The sequence below is a fragment of the Micromonospora sp. GCM10011541 genome (genome assembly GCF_042650725.1).
Taxonomy (GTDB): Bacteria; Actinomycetota; Actinomycetes; order Mycobacteriales; family Micromonosporaceae; genus Micromonospora; species Micromonospora sicca.
In genome coordinates this window covers 42,717-59,956 of record NZ_JBHSBP010000065.1, presented here as the reverse complement: position 1 = coordinate 59,956, position 17,240 = coordinate 42,717, and the positions used below count along the sequence as shown (strand labels likewise).

Annotated in this window: 26 protein-coding genes and 2 pseudogenes; 3 read left to right on the top strand and 25 right to left on the bottom strand. The window is 73.7% G+C overall.

The window, feature by feature from the left end; genetic code table 11:
- Positions 1-294 precede the first annotated feature (294 nt).
- Positions 295-801 (top strand): hypothetical protein, encoded by a 507-nt coding sequence (locus ACFOYX_RS27265; protein WP_322439984.1) that lies wholly within the window; start codon positions 295-297, stop codon positions 799-801.
- 51 nt (positions 802-852) lie between these two features.
- Here the strand turns inward: ACFOYX_RS27265 and ACFOYX_RS27260 are convergent, their stop codons facing one another.
- The 17 genes from ACFOYX_RS27260 to ACFOYX_RS27180 form a co-directional block, all read right to left on the bottom strand.
- Entirely contained in the window at positions 853-1,128 is a 276-nt protein-coding gene (locus ACFOYX_RS27260) for a helix-turn-helix domain-containing protein (RefSeq protein WP_377534521.1), read from the bottom strand.
- A 314-nt stretch (positions 1,129-1,442) separates the two neighbouring features.
- Positions 1,443-1,682 carry a hypothetical protein gene (locus tag ACFOYX_RS27255; RefSeq protein ID WP_322439986.1) on the bottom strand — a complete coding sequence of 80 codons (240 nt, stop codon included), beginning with the start codon at positions 1,680-1,682 and terminating at the stop codon, positions 1,443-1,445.
- Between the two features lie 143 nt (positions 1,683-1,825).
- A complete protein-coding gene (locus tag ACFOYX_RS27250) occupies positions 1,826-3,841 on the bottom strand; it encodes an FtsK/SpoIIIE domain-containing protein (protein WP_322439987.1) in 2,016 nt (671 codons plus the stop codon).
- A gap of 5 nt (positions 3,842-3,846) precedes the next feature.
- Positions 3,847-4,035, bottom strand: a complete 189-nt coding sequence (locus tag ACFOYX_RS27245) for a hypothetical protein (protein ID WP_322439988.1) — start codon at positions 4,033-4,035, stop codon at positions 3,847-3,849.
- Position 4,036: 1 nt separating this feature from the next.
- Positions 4,037-4,237, bottom strand: a complete 201-nt coding sequence (locus ACFOYX_RS27240) for a hypothetical protein (protein WP_322439989.1) — start codon at positions 4,235-4,237, stop codon at positions 4,037-4,039.
- A 3-nt stretch (positions 4,238-4,240) separates the two neighbouring features.
- Positions 4,241-4,411 (bottom strand): hypothetical protein, encoded by a 171-nt coding sequence (locus ACFOYX_RS27235; protein WP_322439990.1) that lies wholly within the window; start codon positions 4,409-4,411, stop codon positions 4,241-4,243.
- On the bottom strand, positions 4,408-4,554 hold the full coding sequence (locus tag ACFOYX_RS27230; protein ID WP_322439991.1) for a hypothetical protein: 147 nt from the start codon (positions 4,552-4,554) through the stop codon (positions 4,408-4,410). The genes ACFOYX_RS27235 and ACFOYX_RS27230 overlap by 4 nt, the downstream gene beginning before the upstream one ends.
- Positions 4,551-5,522, bottom strand: a complete 972-nt coding sequence (locus tag ACFOYX_RS27225; protein WP_322439992.1) for a hypothetical protein — start codon at positions 5,520-5,522, stop codon at positions 4,551-4,553. Before ACFOYX_RS27225 ends, ACFOYX_RS27230 begins: the two co-directional genes overlap by 4 nt.
- Positions 5,519-5,746, bottom strand: a complete 228-nt coding sequence (locus tag ACFOYX_RS27220; protein WP_322439993.1) for a hypothetical protein — start codon at positions 5,744-5,746, stop codon at positions 5,519-5,521. Before ACFOYX_RS27220 ends, ACFOYX_RS27225 begins: the two co-directional genes overlap by 4 nt.
- The gene (locus ACFOYX_RS27215) at positions 5,743-5,922 is read right to left on the bottom strand and encodes a hypothetical protein (protein ID WP_322439994.1); all 180 of its coding nucleotides are present in this window, start codon (positions 5,920-5,922) and stop codon (positions 5,743-5,745) included. Before ACFOYX_RS27215 ends, ACFOYX_RS27220 begins: the two co-directional genes overlap by 4 nt.
- A complete protein-coding gene (locus ACFOYX_RS27210) occupies positions 5,919-6,083 on the bottom strand; it encodes a hypothetical protein (RefSeq protein WP_322439995.1) in 165 nt (54 codons plus the stop codon). Before ACFOYX_RS27210 ends, ACFOYX_RS27215 begins: the two co-directional genes overlap by 4 nt.
- Before the next feature lie 144 nt (positions 6,084-6,227).
- Complete coding sequence (locus ACFOYX_RS27205) at positions 6,228-6,440, bottom strand: hypothetical protein (protein WP_322439996.1); 213 nt, start codon at positions 6,438-6,440, stop codon at positions 6,228-6,230.
- Positions 6,437-6,769, bottom strand: coding sequence for a DUF6907 domain-containing protein (locus tag ACFOYX_RS27200; protein WP_322439997.1), 333 nt, complete (start codon positions 6,767-6,769; stop codon positions 6,437-6,439). The genes ACFOYX_RS27205 and ACFOYX_RS27200 overlap by 4 nt, the downstream gene beginning before the upstream one ends.
- A gap of 11 nt (positions 6,770-6,780) precedes the next feature.
- Entirely contained in the window at positions 6,781-7,014 is a 234-nt protein-coding gene (locus ACFOYX_RS27195) for a hypothetical protein (protein ID WP_322439998.1), read from the bottom strand.
- The gene (locus ACFOYX_RS27190) at positions 7,011-7,238 is read right to left on the bottom strand and encodes a hypothetical protein (RefSeq protein WP_322439999.1); all 228 of its coding nucleotides are present in this window, start codon (positions 7,236-7,238) and stop codon (positions 7,011-7,013) included. Before ACFOYX_RS27190 ends, ACFOYX_RS27195 begins: the two co-directional genes overlap by 4 nt.
- Before the next feature lie 53 nt (positions 7,239-7,291).
- A complete protein-coding gene (locus ACFOYX_RS27185; protein WP_322440000.1) occupies positions 7,292-8,197 on the bottom strand; it encodes a DUF6907 domain-containing protein in 906 nt (301 codons plus the stop codon).
- A 144-nt stretch (positions 8,198-8,341) separates the two neighbouring features.
- On the bottom strand, positions 8,342-8,929 hold the full coding sequence (locus tag ACFOYX_RS27180; protein ID WP_322440001.1) for a hypothetical protein: 588 nt from the start codon (positions 8,927-8,929) through the stop codon (positions 8,342-8,344).
- Between the two features lie 180 nt (positions 8,930-9,109).
- On the opposite strand from ACFOYX_RS27180, the gene ACFOYX_RS27175 reads away from it, so the two are divergent.
- Positions 9,110-9,382, top strand: coding sequence for a hypothetical protein (locus ACFOYX_RS27175; protein ID WP_322440002.1), 273 nt, complete (start codon positions 9,110-9,112; stop codon positions 9,380-9,382).
- A gap of 202 nt (positions 9,383-9,584) precedes the next feature.
- Here the strand turns inward: ACFOYX_RS27175 and ACFOYX_RS27170 are convergent.
- The 8 genes and pseudogenes from ACFOYX_RS27170 to nadD form a co-directional block, all read right to left on the bottom strand.
- A pseudogene (locus ACFOYX_RS27170) lies at positions 9,585-11,633 on the bottom strand (ComEC/Rec2 family competence protein); the annotation flags it as partial.
- Positions 11,630-12,451, bottom strand: a complete 822-nt coding sequence (locus ACFOYX_RS27165; protein ID WP_377534527.1) for a helix-hairpin-helix domain-containing protein — start codon at positions 12,449-12,451, stop codon at positions 11,630-11,632. The pseudogene ACFOYX_RS27170 and the gene ACFOYX_RS27165, both read right to left, overlap by 4 nt.
- Positions 12,452-12,915: 464 nt before the next feature.
- Positions 12,916-13,296 carry an SDR family oxidoreductase gene (locus ACFOYX_RS27160; protein ID WP_322440003.1) on the bottom strand — a complete coding sequence of 127 codons (381 nt, stop codon included), beginning with the start codon at positions 13,294-13,296 and terminating at the stop codon, positions 12,916-12,918.
- 100 nt (positions 13,297-13,396) lie between these two features.
- Positions 13,397-13,630: pseudogene (locus tag ACFOYX_RS27155) on the bottom strand (short-chain dehydrogenase); the annotation flags it as partial.
- Positions 13,631-13,680: 50 nt separating this feature from the next.
- Positions 13,681-14,553: a DegV family protein gene (locus ACFOYX_RS27150; protein ID WP_322440004.1), complete on the bottom strand. Its 873-nt coding sequence runs from the start codon at positions 14,551-14,553 to the stop codon at positions 13,681-13,683.
- Positions 14,554-14,600: 47 nt separating this feature from the next.
- On the bottom strand, positions 14,601-15,230 hold the full coding sequence (locus ACFOYX_RS27145) for a histidine phosphatase family protein (protein WP_109802057.1): 630 nt from the start codon (positions 15,228-15,230) through the stop codon (positions 14,601-14,603).
- Positions 15,227-15,637: a ribosome silencing factor gene (gene rsfS / locus ACFOYX_RS27140; RefSeq protein WP_109802058.1), complete on the bottom strand. Its 411-nt coding sequence runs from the start codon at positions 15,635-15,637 to the stop codon at positions 15,227-15,229. The genes ACFOYX_RS27145 and rsfS overlap by 4 nt, the downstream gene beginning before the upstream one ends.
- Positions 15,638-15,747: 110 nt before the next feature.
- Positions 15,748-16,344, bottom strand: a complete 597-nt coding sequence (nadD, locus tag ACFOYX_RS27135; RefSeq protein ID WP_109802080.1) for a nicotinate-nucleotide adenylyltransferase — start codon at positions 16,342-16,344, stop codon at positions 15,748-15,750.
- A gap of 152 nt (positions 16,345-16,496) precedes the next feature.
- Here nadD and ACFOYX_RS27130 point away from each other — a divergent pair, with 152 nt between their 5' ends.
- Complete coding sequence (locus ACFOYX_RS27130; RefSeq protein WP_109802059.1) at positions 16,497-17,144, top strand: PadR family transcriptional regulator; 648 nt, start codon at positions 16,497-16,499, stop codon at positions 17,142-17,144.
- Positions 17,145-17,240 lie beyond the last annotated feature (96 nt).

The window sequence follows — 17,240 nt, the reverse complement described above, 5'->3', positions numbered from 1 at the left end:
GCGTCACGCATGGCGAGGCCGTCGGCGATCGCGGTGCCGGCTGAGGTGATGGCGTCCGCGCGGGTCATGGCGCCTGGACCCAGGCGCGCAGTTCGCGGTTCTGGCGGACGTGCGGGGAGCGGGTGTTGAGTGCCTTCGTCCAGCGTCCCTGAACCGGTCGGCGAGCTCACCCCGCGATTGTGGGTCTACGCCGAGACGGGCACGATCAGACCATGTCAGCACAAGTACAAGGCGATCGATTAGCCCGAACGATGCACCACCAGGGAGTAGAGCGCAGGCCCTAACCTGGCTGGCGTGAGTACGCCCAATGTGACCGACTGGCTCCAAGCAATCGGCACCGTCGCCGCATTTGCCGTCACCGGTGCGGGGTTGCTGTGGGAGGCCCGATCCCGGCGGCTAGAGCGACGCGATGGAGACAAGGCTCTGGCCCGCTGCGTCGTCATCACGGCCATACCTGACGAGTTGTTGAGCAACGCGTACGGCAGCATCCAGGCGGTGGGGGGCGCGGCGGTAACGGTGACGAACTACAGCCGGGAGCCGATCACCGAAGTGCGGATCATGTTCGCTGACAGCGCCGCGGGGGCTGTCAGGGGGGATGACTTCACCGCGAGCATCGGACCGGGCGAGTCGCACGGCTTCGGGTGGAAGTTCGCCAAGCCGCTGGAGTATCCGGATGGGGACATGCAGATTCCCCCGTCGTTGCTCGACATGGTCAAACCCGTCGTGGAGTATCGGATCGTCGGCGGTCTGTGGACTCGGGCCGGTCATCTGGAGCCTGTGCGCGGCCGAGCCGGCGGATAAGGCGAGACGGAATGGTCGGCCAGGTGGTGAGCCTGGCGGGCCGTTCGCCGTTCATGACGGCAGGCTGCGCGCCGGCCTGTCGTCGGTGTTGCCGTCGCGTTTCGCTGCCGTCGGTGAGCCGACCAGGAGGGTGTAAGAGGTCGGGTTGCGGCTGCCTGGCGATTGCCGGTCCCGCTTGACCCAGCCCGCATCCTCGAGCGCGTTCAGCCAGTCGGCGACCGTCGATCGGGAGTAGCCAGTCATGGCGGCGAGCGTGGTCAGCGAGGGCGAGCGCTCGGGCGGGACGACGGCGGTACTGACGTTGGCTTCGGTGAGCAGCGTCATCATGATCTGCCGGGCAGTTGGTTCCAGGTCGGACGAGCACACCGCTTCCTCTACCTCCCAACGGGTGACCGGCCTGTCCTGCTCTGGGACGACGTGGGCGGCCGGCAGCAGCAGGGGCGGCTAGGTGGCGGCGCTGGTCTTCGGTGAGCGGCGGGGCGGCGTCGACGGCCGCGCGGATGGCCACCTCGAGCTTGGCGGCGCGCAGGTCGCGGCGGGCTTCGTCGGCGGCTTGCTCGTCACCGCGCATGGTGGCGTTGGCGAGACGCGCGCGGTGGTGCGTCCAGTTGGTCACTCGTTTCTCCTGTCAGCTCGGGTTGTCAGTTTGCCGCGCGGTGCAGCCGGCGCGCTCGGTTCCACAGCCGCCGACCGATGCGCAGCCGCTTCCCGGTGCGGTGGCACCAGAAGCACGGGCGGGACAGCTTGCGGTTGGACTTGCTGCGGAAGTGGCCCTGCCCGTCGCACACCCAGCAGTCGCGGAACGGTCGGATGATGCACGACAGCGCGTAGGCCAGCAGGACGGCCAGCACGATGCCGGTCGCGGTGAGAGTGCCTCTCATCAAGTGCCTCCAGAGACGGATTTCCGGGCCTCGGCGGGGGTGCCGCGACCACGCGACCAACAGGTGTTTGCGCTGGTAGGGGCCGGTCGCGGGGGTGGTCGCACTTCCGCGACCATGATCCGTCCCGCGACCGGCCACGCGACCTACTCGGCTTCGATCTCGCGGCGCTGCTGCGCGGCGTCCAGCGACGTGCGCCGGGCGCCCTTCAGGTTCTTCCGGCCGACCTTCACGTCCATCGAGTCGACGCCGTACCGGGCCAGGGACTCGCGCACCATGTCGGCGGTGTAGCCGGCGTACATCTCCGGCGCCAGCTCGGCGAGCCGCTCGGCGAGGACCGCCCACGGCACGCCAGCCTCACCGGGCCGCAGCACCGCGCGGGCGTCGGCGAGCATGTCCCGGGCCTCGACCCGCTCGACGTCCTCGCCCACCACCTGGCCGCGCAGCTGCCCGGCGCGAGCGACGATCGCCGCGGTCACCTCCGGCTTTGGGAAGAACGACCGCGCGCTGCCCGGCTTGTCCACACCGACCATGACGCCCCACCCGGCGTCGACACCCGGCCGGTAGACGGTGCCGGTGAACCCGCGCTTGTACGCCCCGGTGCCCAGGATCATGTCGTTCTCCACCTGGCCGAGCACGGACAGGCACCAGCGGGTGGTGATGCAGCGGGTGATGTTCGGCGGCAGGCTGTCCTTGTCGGGGATCTGCGTGGCCAGGCAGAAGATGATGCCCAGCGCGCGGCCCCGCTTGATGGCCCGCTCGCACGCCGCGGCGGCGCCCGGCACGGCGGCGAACAGCTCGTGCACCTCGTCGAGCAGGATGAACACCGGGTGCAGCCCCGAGCCGCGCTTGGCGGCCAGCTCGGGCGTCACCTTGCCCTCGGGTGCCTCGCCGCGCTTCTTCGCCTCGAGGATCCGCTTGCCGCGCCGCTCACACTCGGCCAGGGCCCAGGTGATGATGTCGCTGCCCGTCTCGAACGCCTCGTCGTCGACGCCCACCACGTAGGTGGAGCACAGCGGCGACATGTCGAGGAAGTCACCGACGCCCTTGAACTCGGCCACCTTCAGCTCGACCGTGGGGTCCAGCATCGCGATGGTGAGCAGCGTCCGCGCGGCGTAGGACTTGCCGGAGCCGGGCTGACCGCCGATGAGGAAGTTCCGGGCGAACAGCACCGTCGACAGGGGCCGCTGCCGGGCGTCGGTGGCGAACGGCTGCGCCTCGAAGACGCTGGTGCGGGCGTTGTCCGCCGCCAAGGCCCAGCGCGGCTGACCCATCTTGCTCGACGGCTGGTAGCCGACCCACAGGTCCACCTGTCCGGGGTGGTCCGGGCCAACCTCCGGCCACACCTGGTCGACCGGGAGGCGCAGCGCGGCGGCGAGGTTGTCGCGCTTCTCCAGCAGCGTGGTGGCCACGATGGCGCCGGGGAGGTTGAACCGGGCCAGCCAGCCAGGCCCGTCCTTGTGGATGCCGGGCGGCGGGAACGTGAGCTGGCCGGGCTCCTTCACGCCGATCGACAGGGCGACGACGGCGTTGCGGACCATCTCGGCGGTGAGCTTGGTGAACCGCTGTCCGGTGGTCACCCGGTCGACGATCGGCTTGTCCGCCGGCCGGCCGAGGCGGGCGGCGACCAAGACCATGCCGACGACGGCGGCCCACCAGCCGACCGGCGGCATCCCGGCCAGCTCGGCGCCGATGAGCGCCGCCAGCAGCAGCACCAGGCCGGCGCCGACGACCCACCAGCGGGCCGAGGACTCCTTCGCCCGGGTCCGGTTGAGGGACTGCCAGGTGTGGGGGTCGTTCTTGTTGGCTGCCTCCTGCCGGAGGTGGAAGTTCTCCCGGCCGCCGGCGGCCCACCACAGCACCGCCGTGCCGGCCCGCCACATGCCGCGGGGTGCGTAGGCGGCGACCTTCACCCCGTACTTCGGGGAGCGGGTCACGTGGTAGAGCGCGCGGTTGGCGCCGTAGCGGGCGGACCAGCGCACCAGCGCCCGCCTGCCTTCCGGCGAGCGCAGCACCGCGGGCACGATCGGGCGGGTCTGCTCGTCGCGGCTGACGACGTCGGCGAACGTGGCCTTGCGGTCTGGCGCGTCAACCGGCCCGCCGCGCTGGTCGGCCTCGATGACGTGCCGCTCGTCGTCGTACTCCATCGGGAGAGTGGTCATGTCAGTTACCGTCCTTCCGCCTGGTCGGCGAGATTCGCGGCGCGCACGGCGAGCACGCCGAGCAGCTCGGATCGGTGCATGGTCGGCTCGACCATCTCGGACTCGATGAACGCGGCCAGGGCCCGCAGGCCGCCGGCCGCGGCCCCGAGCCGCATCAGCAGCTCGGGGCACGCGGTGCAGTCGTTCTCGGCCACGTCAGTCCGTGCTCTCGATGTAGCCGCCCACGAACTTGCCGCCGTGCATCCGCTTGGCGTGGTCGACGGCGTCCTTGTTGGCCTGGTTGAACGTGTCGCGCTTCGGGCCACGCATGTCACACGACGAGCAGCCGCCGCGCATCTTGTGCCCGTCTGCCGGCGGGACGTCGGCGGGGTTCGGCTTCCGGTTGAGCAGGCCCATGGGTCAGCTCTCCTTGCGGTTGGTGGGTCGGGTGCCGGTGAACGGGCGCTTCTCGCTCACGCCCCAGGTGCGCCCGGCCTTCGCCGAGCCGGTGAAGCTGCCGCGGCCGGCGGACTTGAACACGTCTGGGCTGGTCGACCAGGGCTTGCGGGTGCGCTTCGGCTCGTGGCTCATCGGGCGTTCTCCCGCCTGCGGCGCACGTGGAAGGCGACACCGGCCGCCGCCGCACCGAGCCCGGTGACGATGGCGGTGGTGGTGTGCCCGGTCAGGTTGGCGGCCACGGACACGGCCGCGAGGACGGCGGCGACGACGCTCACTTCGCACCCTCCGGTCCGGTGCGCAGCGTCTTCTCGTGCCGGTACAGCTGGTCGACCAGCGCGGTCGACGCCTTCCACCGGCGCGCGGTCAGCGCCTCACGCATCCGGCGACGGAACTCCCGCAGGCTCGGCGGGTTCTCGTCGACCTCGGCGGCGGTGTACACCTCGGCGGCCAGCAGCTGCAGGGCCTTGTCGTCGGGCGTGCCGTAGCCGTCTTCCGCCTGCGCCACGACCGTGCCGGAAGGCGTGCCACCTGCGGTGATGGACGGAACAGTCAGCGAGTCGAGCAGGGTCCGAATGTCGTCGTCGGAGATCAGCCCGAAGCTCGGCAGGGCTGACACGGGGGCGGCGCCGGCGATGTCGGCGGCCTGGTCCTTCAGCGCCGACTCGTACGCCCGGCGGGCGTCGTCAACCTCGGCGTGCGCCTTGACGCGGGACCGGTACTCCCGGGCCGTGTGCTCGGCGCCCACAGCTTCACCGACGGCCTTCACCTCGTCGACGGCCCGCGCCACGGCGACGGCGTCCCGGCCGCGGGAACGGACCATGTCGACCTTCCGCTGCGCGTCGGGGGTGATCCGCACGCTGGCCGTCGACATGGCCATCTGCAGGGTCAGTTTGCCGAGCACGGGGATCACCGCCCCGATGACGGCGATGGGAACGGTGGTGGCGGCCAGGCCGTGAACGAGCACAGCGGCGACGGACACGGCCAGCAGCACCCAACCGAGAAGGGTCGGCGTGCGGGAGACGGACGCGGACCGGCGGTGCGCCCGCTCGTGGAGCATCGCGGACACCCACACCAGGTCGAACAGGCCACCGGCGCTGTAGGCGACCCACGCGGGCGCCTGCGTGGCCAGCAGCCCACCGACGGCCACGAGGGTCCAGGCGACCGCGAGCGCGGTCAACGCGATCGGCAGGCCCCACAGGATGCCGCTCTGGACGGCGTTGAGGATCTTGCTGCGTGCGGTCATCGGTCGGTACCTCCGGTCAGGTCGTCGGGCGCCCGCTCCGGGCGCACCTGGTAGCGCGGGCACCGCTCGCCCACGTGGCGCGGGCCGCCGCAGAACGGGCACGGCCCGCGCTGGCCACCGTCCGGCCGGCCGCAGTAGCCCGTGTCGCCGAACCGGCCGCCGGCGGGCCGGCCGCACGTGCACACCTCGCCCGGCTCGGCCGGCCGCTCCCCGTGCTCGGTCATCGGGTCAGCTCCCTTCGGGGCTGGTGGTTGGCGTCGGCGGCGAGCACCTGCAGCTCACCCACCACCGACGCCTCGAACGTGGCGGTGGTGTCGCGGCGCACCAGGGCGCGGGCGATCAGGAACGGGACGGTCATGGCGGCCGTGCCGCCGGGGATGATCAGCAGCAGCCACCTCATCGGGCACCTCCGGCCCAGCTGGTCGAGACGCACATGCCGCCGGCGCCGACGCTGGCACCGGTGCACGGGTGGTCGTGGTGGTTGGCCATGAAGGCCAGGCCGGCGAGCGCAGCGCAGAGCAGCACCGTGCGCTTCACCAGGCGGTCAACGAACGCGGCCATGGCGGGCACCTCCAACGGGGGCGGTACGGGTGTACGGACGGGGGGTCCGCCGGGGCGGCTGCTCGCCGAGCTCGGCGAGCAGCCGCACCAGCACCTCGGCGGTGAGAGGGCCGGCCGGCCGGCGGCGGATGGTCTGGTAGCGGCTCACCGGGCACCGCCGCTCTGCGCCATCGCCTGGCATGCGGCGGTGAAGATCGGGCGCACGGCCGCGGCGGGCATGCCCAGCTTGTGGGCGGTCACCTTGGCCGGCTGGTGGTCGACGCCGTACAGCACCACCACCTGCTGCTGGGTGACCGTCAGCCCGTCGAACGCCCTGCGGAGGCGGCGGGGCATGCGCAGGGCGGGTGCGCGGCTCACCGGTCCACCGCCTCGAGGTCGCGCAGCGGCAGCGGCGCGGCGTTGTCGGCGGCCGTGAGCAGCGCCGCGGCGAGCTGCCGCGCATGCTCGGGGGTGAGCGCCAGGTCGTCCATGCTGATCCGCCCGTCCGGGCCGATCAGCAGGTTCACCGACGGCGCCGGGTCCTGGCCGGGCCGGTCGACGCGGGTCGCGGACACGGAGAGCGTGACCGGCCCGTCGACGTGGCTGACGGCCTGGACGTCGGCGAAGGTGGACGCGTGGTGCTGGGCGCCCTCGGCCCAGTCCCGGCAGTCGCTGGCGCACCACGGCGGGCATACGGCTGCGGTCATCGCCGGCGCGGTCATCGGGCCGCCTCCGCTTCGAGGGCGTCCAGCAGACGCCAGAAGGCCTTGCGCTGCCGCCGCGCCGCCCGCCAGTACCGCTGCGACTTGTCCTGGTCGCCGAGGCCGGACCACATGCCGTTGTTGAACTCGGACAGCGCCTGTCGCTGCGCCATCTTGTCGACGGCGTGCCGGAGCTTGGCGACGCGTCCCCTGCGCTCGAACCGCCGGTCGGCGGCCGTCTGCCGGCTCATCGGGCACCTCCGGCGACAACGAGGCGGGCCAGGGCGCCCGACAGCCGCACGGCGTCGTCCAGGCCCAGCTCGATCACGTCGGTCGGGTTGTCCGCGGCCGGCTCCGTCGGGTCCCACTGCTCGACCTCGATCCCGGGCCGGCCGCCCTGGGGCTGCCCCAGGCTGGCGAACAGGCCGTCACGGATCTCCTCCCGGTCGCTGCGGTGGGTGCCGTGGGGCCGCACCGCAACCGTGCACAAGTTCGGTACGCACCACGTCGGGTGCTGGACGGCGTCCATCAGCGGCCGGCGATCTGGGCGCGGTCGGCGATCACCGCGGCGTTCGCCTTGATCAGCGCGTGGATCAGCGCGGTCGTGGCGTCCGGTCCCAGGTCCCCGGGGCCGCTGACCGTCTCGACGATCACCGCCGCCTGGCCGGCCTCGCCGTCCTCGTCGAGGCGCTGCAGGCTGACCGACACGACGGACGTGTCCCCGTCGACGGTGTCGGTGATCGTGGTGGCCGGGCTGGTGTGCAGCCGCGACGATCCGTCGCCGAGGCTCCGGCACTGCTGGTCGCACCAGTACGGGCAGGAGCTCACGGCCGTTCCCGTCGCGTCGGCGTTGTTGATCCGCGTGGCGAGAGCGTCGGCCGCGAGCATGTCCGCAGCGAGCGCGGCCAGCGACCCGAAGGTGCCCGCCGACTCGAAGTCGATCACAGCCGGGGTCGGGTGCCCCTGCTCGTACCGCTGCGTCACGACGCCCGACCACGTGGCGCCGTCGAACTCGTCGGTGCCCTCCCACGGCTTGCTGTAGTGGTCGACGACGCCCGGGTCGGGGCTGACGCACTTCACGCACCACGACAGCTGGCAGAGCGGCGGGGTGGAGTAGCCGACGCGTCGGATCAGCGGGGTGGTGTCGCCGTTGATGAGCCGCTGCCCGTACCGGAGGAAGATCTCCGACACCCGGTCGCCCAGGTCGCACAGCGGCGGCGGGGTGGTGAGCAGCTGGTCCAGCTCGGCCGTCACCTGCGGGTCGTTGATGGTGCGCAGGTCGGTCATGAGCTGCATCGACCAGCGGACGTCGTCGGTGAGCGCCTTCTCCGGGATGGGGCCGTAGGCGCGGCTGTTGCGGGCGCCGAAGCGCACGGTGTCCGCGTCGATGAGACGGTTGCTGGCGGGGACAGGTGCGGATGCCATGATGGTCATCGGTCGGGTCCTTTCCCGATCTTGGGCCTCCGGCAGGTGCTTCGCGGTGCGGTGCCGGAGGCCCGCCTATTGCTGCGGGACGGTGGGAAGGAAGCCGGACCGGGGGCGTGACCTCGAGGTGACGCCCCCGGCCGGCGGGGGACGTCAGGCCGCGAGGGTGGCCAGCTGGTCGTTGCGCTGCTCCCGGCGGGTCGCCTCGGCGTCCAGCCGGGCCAGCTCCCGCTCGCCGGCGGCGGTGAGGGTGGCGTGGTCGATGTCGTAGCGGCGGCCGGGCCGCATGTGCAGCCGCACCAGGCCCTTGCGGGCGAGCGCCCGCAGCGTGGCCACCGACTCCTGGTAGGTGCCGCCGCCGCGGGTGACCCGACCGAACGCCACCGCGGTGGCGAGCGCCCGGTGCTGGGGGTCGGTCACGTCGGCGAGCTGCGCGCCGGCCATCGTCGGGCGCACCTGGCGGTGGCTGCCCTGCAGGGCGACGGCGGGGAGGGAGGCGACCGGCGCCGCGCTGCCCTCCGCGTCGGCCTCGGCCTTGGCCAGTTCGGCGTAGAGGTGGGCGACGCTGCGGGCGATCGGCTCGGTGGTGTAGCTGCCGCACTGGTCCTCAACCCGGTACGTGCCCTGGTAGACGGTGACCGTGTACGCGCCGTCGCGGACGTACTGGAGGGTGATGGTGGTGCGGCCGGCGGTGTAGGCGATGCTGTCGCCGGGGCGGCTGAGCGCGCTGATAGCGTGCATGGCGGATCGGACTCCCTGTGTTGGCAGGTGTTCGGTCAAGGGCCTCGGTAGCGAGTGGAGTCGCTCTCCGGGGCCCGCCTTGTATGCCACAAGCCTAGTTGCATGTGGCATCGCTGTCAACGGTAGTAGGCCATACGGCCGAATTGATGTTGCCGAGCGTCGCGTGGGACCATGCCACACATGGACGACCAGTTGACACAGGCCGCGCGGGCGTACCGGGACGCGCTCGCCGAAGAGTCCGAAGCCAAGGAAGCCCTCGCTGCCGCGAAGCTGCGACGCGAGGAAGCCGGACGGGCGGTCAACGCCGCGCGCGGGCCGCTGGCCGATGCGATCGTCGCCAGAGCGCGAGCCGGCATGCGCCAGGTCGACATCCTCGACGCGATAGAGAACGTCTACACCCGCGAGACCGTCCGGCGGATCTGCCGGGCTGCGGGCGTCGAGCCCGGCGAGTAGTTCGGGCACTGGTCAGACCTTCCGTGGTGAACGGCTCCCCTGCCCTGGTCGTGACCAGCGCAGTTGCCATCGGATCGGCCCCGGAGATCTCACAGCCTTGTCACTTGACCCAATGGATCAAGACGGACGGCGCGGTCAGGACGGACGGCCGCGAGGCTTCCGGGTGGCCGTGACCTGCGCTAGACGGACAGGGCGGACGGGAGAGACACGCCCGGTCGGAGTTGGGATCCGACCGGCTGCCCCGCAGCGGGTACGGCGGGCCGAGCGCGACCAGCGCCACTCCCCCCGCCCGCCAGCTCCAGCCCACCGGCGCGGTACGCAGGCTCGCCGCACCGCCCAGCGCGGCGACGCGTACCTGGTACACCCCGAAGGCCGGCTCCGACCACTGTGGGGTCAGCACACCCGCCACCCGGCGGCCCCGGAACACCCCGGCGACCCCGCCGACGTGGTCGGCGTGGAAGTGGCTGACCACCAGCAGCGGCACCTCGCGTACGCCGAGTCGGCGCAGGCAGCCGTCCACACCGGCCGGGCCGGGCCCGGCGTCGACGACCACCGCCCGACCGGCGGCGACCGGCAGCACCAACGCGTCGCCCTGCCCCACCGCGCAGGCCACCAGCACCCAGCCGGGCGGCGGCCAGCCGCCGGCCAGCAGCCGGACGGGCAGCGTGCCGAGCACCACCGCGACGGCGCACACCGCGACGAGCCGCCGGACCAGCGGCCGTCGGGTGGCGAGCAGCAGCGCCACGGTGAGCCCGGCCAGCAGCAGGGCCCCGGTCACCCCGCCCGGCCAGGGCAGGGTCCCGGCGGGCAGCCCCGCCCCGTGGCCGGCCACGGTCACCAGCCAGCGGGCCGGCCAGCTCGCCAACCAGGCGGAGAACTCGGCTCCGGCCGGCCAGACCGGCGACACCACGGCGGCGGCGACGCCGAGCACGGTGGCCGGTGCGATGGCCGGCACCGCCAGCAGGTTGGCGGGCACGGCGACCAGGCTGACCGTCCCGGAGATGCCGGCGACCACCGGGCCGCAGGTGAGCTGGGCGGCCGCCGGCACCGCCAGCGCCTCGGCCAGCCCCACCGGTACGCCCCGCCGGCGCAGTGCGTCCCGCCAGCCGGGGGCGAGCAGCAGCAGCCCGGCGGTGGCGCACACGGAGAGGGTGAAGCCGGCGTCGCCGGCCAGCTCCGGGTCGACCAGCACCAGCACCGCGACCGCGGTGCAGAGAGCGGGCAGCGCGGCCCGGGGCCGGCCGGCGGCGAGCGCGGCCAGGCCGATCGCCCCCATGGTGGCGGCCCGGACCACGCTCGGCGACGGTCGGACCAGGATGACGAAGCCGATCAGGGCCAACGCGCACGCCAGGACGGCCGCCCGGGGACCGGCCCGGGCCCAGCGGGCGAGCAGCAGCACCGCGCCGACCACGATGGCGACGTTCGAGCCGGAGACCGCGTTGAGGTGGGTCATGCCGGTGGCCCGGAAGTCCGCCTCGACGGCGGGCATCAGTCGGCTGGTGTCCCCGACGACCAGCCCGGGCAGCAGACCGCCCGGCTCGTCCGGCAGCGGCTCGCAGGCGCGTTGCAGGCCCGCGCGGAGCGTGCCGGCCGCGCGCTGGAGCCACGGCGGCGGGCCGTGCGGGGTGGGCGGGCCGGTCACGGTGAGGACCGCGGCGGTCAGGTCGCCGCCACGCGGCGCGGCCAACCGACCCTGCGCGCCCACCCGCTGCCCCGGCAGCAGCCCCCGCCAGGCCGGGTCGGCGGCCAGCACCAGGCCACGGACGGGTCCGGCCACCCGCCGCCCGTCCCGAGCGGCCAGGCGTTCGAGGTCGGCCCGGACCAGGAGGGTCGCCGGCCGGCCGGCGGCGCCCCGGACGGGCCGCGGGTCGTCGCGGACGACCAGTTCCGCCGTGACCAGGGCCCGCTCGTCCACCAGCGCCCGGATCGGGGCCGCATCGCGGACCATCAGGCGGGCGGCGGTGGCGCTCGCCCCGCAGACCACTCCGATCAGTACGGCGACGACCACCCAGCCGTGCCGGCGGACCGGAGCGGCCGGGCGCCCGAGGAAGCCGAGCAGGTGGCCGGCGAGGAGGGCGGCGAGCATGGCGGCGACGGCGGCCAGCGCGGTCGTCACCGCTGCGGTGAGGTGCAGTCCGGCCAGCGCGGCGAGCCACGCGGCGACGGCCAGCCCGGCCAACCTCAGGTCCGGGACGCTCTCCTCCGCCCCGACGACCGCCGGCTCCGGGGCGGCGTTCCGGCGGGCGGTCACACCGTCACCAGGTCCTTGAGCTGCTCATACCGGGCGTCGCCGATGCCCTCGACCTGGCGCAGGTCCGCCACCGACCGGAAGCCGCCGTGCTGCTCCCGGTGGGTGAGGATCCGCTGGGCGAGCACCGGGCCGACCCCGGGCAGGGCGTCGAGCTGGGCCAGGGTGGCGGTGTTGAGGTTGACGGGACCCCCGGGTGCCGGCCCGGCGGCGGCCGGCCCCGCCGCTCCACCGGCCGGAGGCTGGCCGGCGGGGCCGGGCGGGGCGGCGACGCCGACCAGGATCAGCTCCCCGTCGATGACCTTGCGCGCCGGGTTGAGCAGGGCCACGTCGACGCCGGGCAGCGCGCCCCCGGCCGCCTCGACGGCGTCGGCGACCCGGGAGCCTGCCGGCACCCGGACCAGGCCGGGGCGGCGCACCTTGCCGGCGACCGCGACCACGAGTTGGCCGTTCGCCGCGCCGGACGAGCCGGCCGGGGACGGCTCGTCCGGCGCGGCGATCGTCGACACCGGCCGGACGGGCTCGGCGTGCGGCCGGGACCGCCAGGCCCAGAGTGCGGCACCGAGCACCACGACCAGGGCGACGGCGGCCAGGGCCCGCACTCCGCGTCGCCCGGGGTCGAAGGCGCCCGGGCCGGGTAGCAGCGAGGCTCGGCGCTCGGGTTCCTCGTCGCCTCCGTCGACGACCGGGGACGAGGCGAGCCGCTCCGGGGCCGGGGAGAGGATGAACTGATTCCCGACGGCGACCTGGGGTGGGGCGGACCGGCGCGGGGCGGACCGGCGGCGCGGGCCGGCGTTCGACGCTCCGCGCAGCTCCAGCAGGACCGCACCGGGCGACTCCTCCGATCCGATGGCCGGGACCGGTTCGGGGAACGGGTCCGGCAGGGGCCGTTCGGACCGGCTCGGGGGAAGCAAGTCGAACGTCGGCCAGTCGGGATCGATCGCGGCCGCCGGATCGACCGGCCGAGGGTGGGGGTGAGCGGTCGGGTCGGGACCGGTGGCGGGGTGGTCGGCGGGCATCGGCGAGCCCGGCGACGGGTCGGCCGTGACCGTCAGCGGCGGGTCGGCCGTGGCCGTCAGCGGCGGGTCGGCCGTGGCCGTCGGCGACGGGTCGAACAGGCGGGACAGCCGCTGCCGCACCCGGCTCTCCTGGTCATCTGACACGACGCGAGGCTAGGGCGGGCAGGCGGCGTCGGTCAGGCCAGCGCGCGCCCCTGTGGACGAAAGCATCTCCTGTGGACAAGGCCCTGATCATGCGGCGATGTGGTACCAGCCGGACGCGGGGCTCACCGGGCTTCCGGGTCGAGGCCGAGCACCGCCCGGCCGCCGTCCACCGGCAGGGTCACCCCGTTGACGAAGCCGGCCTGCGGCGACAGCAGGAACGCCACGGCGTCCGCCACCTCCCCGGTATGGCCGATCCGGCCCACCGGGTGCAACCGGGCCAGCTCCGCCGCTACCCGGTCCGCCTCGGCCGGCTCCTGCCGGGCGAGGAACTCCGCGTGCCGCTCGGTGGCGATCGAGCCGAGGGCGACCGCGTTGGTCCGGATCCCACGATGCCCGTACTCGACGGCCAGCGCGCGGGTCAGCCCCTCGACGGCGGCCTTCGCGGTCGCGTACGGCAGGGCGCCGGGCACCGGCCGGCGGGCCTGGTGGGAGGAGACGTTCACGATGGCGCCGCCGGTGCCGGCGGCCAGGAACCGGCGCGGTGGCGGCGCCCACCACGGCCGGGCGCAGGTTCAGGCCGATCAGGTCGTACACCTCTGCGGCGGGGGTGTCGTGCAGGGCCGCGTCCCGGAAGACCGCCGCGTTGTTGACCCAACCGGCCAGCGGGGCGGCGCGCTCCGCGAGGTCGGCGGCCCGCCCGGTGACCCGCTCGTCGGCGGCGTCCCCGACCACCGGGAGCAGTCGCCGCGCGGCGGGATGTGCCGCCAGCCAGGCCAGCGCGTCCGGGTCCCGTTCGACGACGACCACGGTGCCGTCGTCGGCGGCCAGCCGGGCCACGATCGCCCGGCCGACGCCCCGGCCCCCGCCGGTCACCACGTAGGACACGGTCACCCCTCGGGCGACGCGTCCGGCCCGGGTCGGCGGTGGATCACCACGCAGGCCAGGCCCGGTCCGGCGTGCGCGGCGACCACCGCGCCGGCCTCGGAGACGTACGTGTCGTGGAGGCGGTCGCCGAGCCGGTCGGTCAGCGCCGCGACCAGTTGTTCGGCGCGCTGCGGTGCGGCGAGGTGGTGCACGCCGAGGTCCACCTCGGCGTCGCCGGCCGCCTCGACCGCCAGGTCGATCAGGCGGGCCACGCCCCGGCTGGCGGTGCGCACCTTGTCCTTCACCACGATCGCGCCGTCCGGCATGTGCATGATCGGCTTCACCGACAGGGCGGTGCCGAACAGCGCCTCGGCGGCATTGATCCGGCCACCCCGCCGCAGGAACTCCAGCGTGTCGACGTAGAAGAAGATGGTGGTCCGGTCGACCGCGTCCAGCGCGGCCTGCCGTACGGCGGCGAGGTCGGCGCCGCGCGCGGCGGCCGCGGCGGCGGCGAGCACCGGGAAGCCGAGACCCATTCCGGTGGAACGGCTGTCGACCACCGCGACCCGGTCGCCGACCTCGGCGGCGGCCAGCCGGGCCGCCTCCACCGTGCCGGAGAGTTCGGCGGAGAGGTGCACCGAGACGACCCCGTCGGCGCCCCCGGCGAGCAGCGAACGGTAGACCTGGGCGAACTGCTCCGGCGACGGCCGGGAGGTGCTCACCGAGACCCGCCGCCCGCCCAGCGCCCGGGTGGCGTCGGCCGGGGAGGTCTCCACCCCCTCCAACCCCTCGGCCCCGTTGAGCACGACGGTCAGCGGGACGACGGTGAGCCGGTGCGCGCGCACCAGCTCGGGCGGGAGGTAGGCGGTGGAGTCGGTGACGACCGCGACGGGCATGCCCGGCACGCTAGCCGATGTCGTCGCGGCGTGCCGGGGCCGTTCGGTCAGACCGCCTCGGTCAGCGCCGGCTGCGTGATCAGGCCGACATTGTGGGCGCGCAGGTGCCAGCCCCGGACATCGTCGTGGCGCAGCTCGGTCCAGTGGCAGTTGGACAGGGAGCCGACGCTGCGCAGCACCGCGTGGTCCCAGCCGAGCAGGTGCCCGACGCCCTGCCGGGCGCCGCCGCCGTGAGTGGTCACCACCACGGTGCCGCCGACGGCGAGGTCGGCCGCGTCCTGGAAGGCGGCGCCGATCCGCTTGCCCAGGTCGTGGAGGCTCTCGATCCCGGAGCCCGGGTCTGGGTCGCCGGCGCGCCAGCGGGCGTACTCCTCGGGGAACCGCTCGGCGACCTCGGTGAGGGCGAGGCCCTGCCAGTCGCCGAAGTGCCGCTCCCGCAGCCGGGCGTCGGCGCGGACCGGCAGCCCGGTCAGCGCGGCGAGCGCGGCGGCGGTGTCCGCGGCGCGGCGCAGGTCGCTGGCGACGATGGCGTCCGGGCGCAGCCCGGCGAGCACCGGGGCGGCGGCGCGGGCCTGCTCCCGGCCGAGGTCGTTGAGGGGTATGTCGGTCTGCCCCTGGACCCGGCTGGCGGCGTTCCAGTCGGTGTTGCCGTGCCGCCAGATGATCAGGCGGGTCATTCCGCGGCGGCGGCGCCGGTGGTGGTGTCGGCGTCGACGAGGTCCCGGTCCACGAACGGGATCTGCGGGCAGTCCTTCCAGAGCCGGTCGAGGGCGTAGAACTCGCGCTCCTCGGTGTGCTGGACGTGCACCACGATGTCGACGTAGTCGAGCAGCACCCAGCGGCCGCCCCGCTCGCCCTCGCGCCGGACCGGCTTGGCCTTCTCCGGCAGCTCGAGCAGGCGCTCCTCGATGGCGTCGACGATGGCCAGCACCTGACGCTCGTTGGGGGCCGCGGCGAGGACGAACGCGTCGGTGATGGCGAGCTGGTCGCCCACGTCGATGATGACGATGTCCTGCGCCTTCTTGTCGGCCGCGGCCTGGGCGGCGGCCATCGCCAGCTCGTGAGCGCGTTCGGAAACTGTCACCGTTCTCCTTCGATCAACCGTGCGACCCTCCAAGCCTCTCACACCCGGCCGGGCGACGACTTGTCAGTTCTGGTCGATTACGCGGACACACGCTCACATTCTGGGCGGCATCACTGCTGGTAGAGGCGCCGCTTGGCGATGTACTGCACCACACCGTCGGGCACCAGGTACCAGACCGGCTCGCCCCGGGCGACCCGGGCGCGGCAGTCGGTGGAGGAGATCGCCATCGCCGGCACCTGCACCAGGCTCACCGTGTCGGCGGGCAGGTGCTTGTCCGACAACTCGAAGCCCGGCCGGGTCACCCCGATGAAGTGGGCCAGCTCGAAGATCTCGTCGAGATCCTTCCAGGAGAGGATCTTCTCCAGCGCGTCCGCGCCGGTGATGAAGAAGAGCTGCACCTTCGGGCCGTACTCGGCCTGCAGGTCGCGCAGCGTGTCGACGGTGTAGGTCGGGCCGCCCCGGTCGATGTCCACCCGGCTGACCTGGAACCGCGGGTTGGAGGCGGTGGCGATGACCGTCATCAGGTACCGGTCCTCGGGCGGGCTGACCGGCTCGTCGACCTTCTGCCACGGCTGACCGGTGGGGACGAAGACCACCTCGTCCAGCTCGAACCGGTCCGCCACCTCGCTGGCCGCGACCAGGTGCCCGTGGTGGATCGGGTCGAACGTGCCGCCCATGATCCCGATCCGCCGGATGTCTTCCTCCACCCCGCGATCGTAGGCCGACCGCTCCCACCGGCAGTTCCGGCCCGTCCGCCGTCCGCGCAGCAGGACGGCCACGGAATGGGCTTCCCCAACCGACCTCCCGGCCGTATATTCGTCGACAAGTAATCGCCAGCGAGCATGGGGGGGAGGCCAACATGCCCAAGCAGCGCAAGGTCGGCAACCTGCTGGCACTGGCCGTCCTGTCGGTACTCGTCCGGCGACCCATGCACCCGTACGAGATCGCCACCACGCTCCGGTCCTGGGGCAAGGACCAGGACATGGACATCAAGTGGGGGTCCTTCTACACGGTCATCAGGAACATGGACCGGCACGGGCTGATCGCGCCCGTGGAGAGCATCCGGGAGGGCCGGCGCCCCGAGCGCACCGTCTACCGGATCACCGACTCAGGGCGGGCGGAGCTGGTCGACTGGGCCCGCGAGCTGGTCTCGATCCCGACGCCGGAGCACCCCCGGTTCCGCGCCGGCCTGTCGGTGCTCGCAACGCTGCACCCCGACGAGGCGACGGCTCTGTTGCGGCAGCGGCTGGAGCTGCTGGAAGAGGGGATCAGAGCCGGACGTGACGCGCTGGCGGAGCACCAGCGGCAGATACCGCGGCTGTTCCTGGTGGAGTCGGAGTACGACCTGACCATCCGGGAAGCGGAGGCGGCCTGGGTCCGGGCCCTGCTGGCCGAACTCACCGCGGGCACCTATCCGGGCATCGACGAGTGGCGGGCCTTCCACGAGACCGGCGAGCTCCCGGCCGACCTGAGCGACGCCGCGGAGAGGAGCCGCTCCACGCAGTGACGGACGGCCCCGGCACGGTGCGCCAACACCGCGCCGGGGCCCTTACCTCGAACCACACCTGGAAGGTGCCCGGCCCGAAGCGGCAACCACGAGGAT

What these genes read in the sequence shown, in the direction of transcription:
- ACFOYX_RS27260 (WP_377534521.1), bottom strand. Translation starts at nt 1,128, where the DNA reads ATGATGACGCTGCTCACCGAAGCCAACGTCAGTACCGCCGTCGTCCCG.
- ACFOYX_RS27150 (WP_322440004.1), bottom strand. Translation starts at nt 14,553, where the DNA reads ATGCCCGTCGCGGTCGTCACCGACTCCACCGCCTACCTCCCGCCCGAG.
- ACFOYX_RS27250 (WP_322439987.1), bottom strand. Translation starts at nt 3,841, where the DNA reads ATGACCACTCTCCCGATGGAGTACGACGACGAGCGGCACGTCATCGAG.
- ACFOYX_RS27130 (WP_109802059.1), top strand. Translation starts at nt 16,497, where the DNA reads ATGCCCAAGCAGCGCAAGGTCGGCAACCTGCTGGCACTGGCCGTCCTG.
- ACFOYX_RS27220 (WP_322439993.1), bottom strand. Translation starts at nt 5,746, where the DNA reads ATGACCGAGCACGGGGAGCGGCCGGCCGAGCCGGGCGAGGTGTGCACG.
- ACFOYX_RS27200 (WP_322439997.1), bottom strand. Translation starts at nt 6,769, where the DNA reads ATGACCGCAGCCGTATGCCCGCCGTGGTGCGCCAGCGACTGCCGGGAC.
- ACFOYX_RS27215 (WP_322439994.1), bottom strand. Translation starts at nt 5,922, where the DNA reads ATGAGGTGGCTGCTGCTGATCATCCCCGGCGGCACGGCCGCCATGACC.
- ACFOYX_RS27195 (WP_322439998.1), bottom strand. Translation starts at nt 7,014, where the DNA reads ATGAGCCGGCAGACGGCCGCCGACCGGCGGTTCGAGCGCAGGGGACGC.
- ACFOYX_RS27210 (WP_322439995.1), bottom strand. Translation starts at nt 6,083, where the DNA reads ATGGCCGCGTTCGTTGACCGCCTGGTGAAGCGCACGGTGCTGCTCTGC.
- ACFOYX_RS27145 (WP_109802057.1), bottom strand. Translation starts at nt 15,230, where the DNA reads ATGACCCGCCTGATCATCTGGCGGCACGGCAACACCGACTGGAACGCC.
- ACFOYX_RS27180 (WP_322440001.1), bottom strand. Translation starts at nt 8,929, where the DNA reads ATGCACGCTATCAGCGCGCTCAGCCGCCCCGGCGACAGCATCGCCTAC.
- ACFOYX_RS27185 (WP_322440000.1), bottom strand. Translation starts at nt 8,197, where the DNA reads ATGACCATCATGGCATCCGCACCTGTCCCCGCCAGCAACCGTCTCATC.
- ACFOYX_RS27175 (WP_322440002.1), top strand. Translation starts at nt 9,110, where the DNA reads ATGGACGACCAGTTGACACAGGCCGCGCGGGCGTACCGGGACGCGCTC.
- ACFOYX_RS27255 (WP_322439986.1), bottom strand. Translation starts at nt 1,682, where the DNA reads ATGAGAGGCACTCTCACCGCGACCGGCATCGTGCTGGCCGTCCTGCTG.
- ACFOYX_RS27225 (WP_322439992.1), bottom strand. Translation starts at nt 5,522, where the DNA reads ATGACCGCACGCAGCAAGATCCTCAACGCCGTCCAGAGCGGCATCCTG.
- ACFOYX_RS27240 (WP_322439989.1), bottom strand. Translation starts at nt 4,237, where the DNA reads ATGGGCCTGCTCAACCGGAAGCCGAACCCCGCCGACGTCCCGCCGGCA.
- ACFOYX_RS27235 (WP_322439990.1), bottom strand. Translation starts at nt 4,411, where the DNA reads ATGAGCCACGAGCCGAAGCGCACCCGCAAGCCCTGGTCGACCAGCCCA.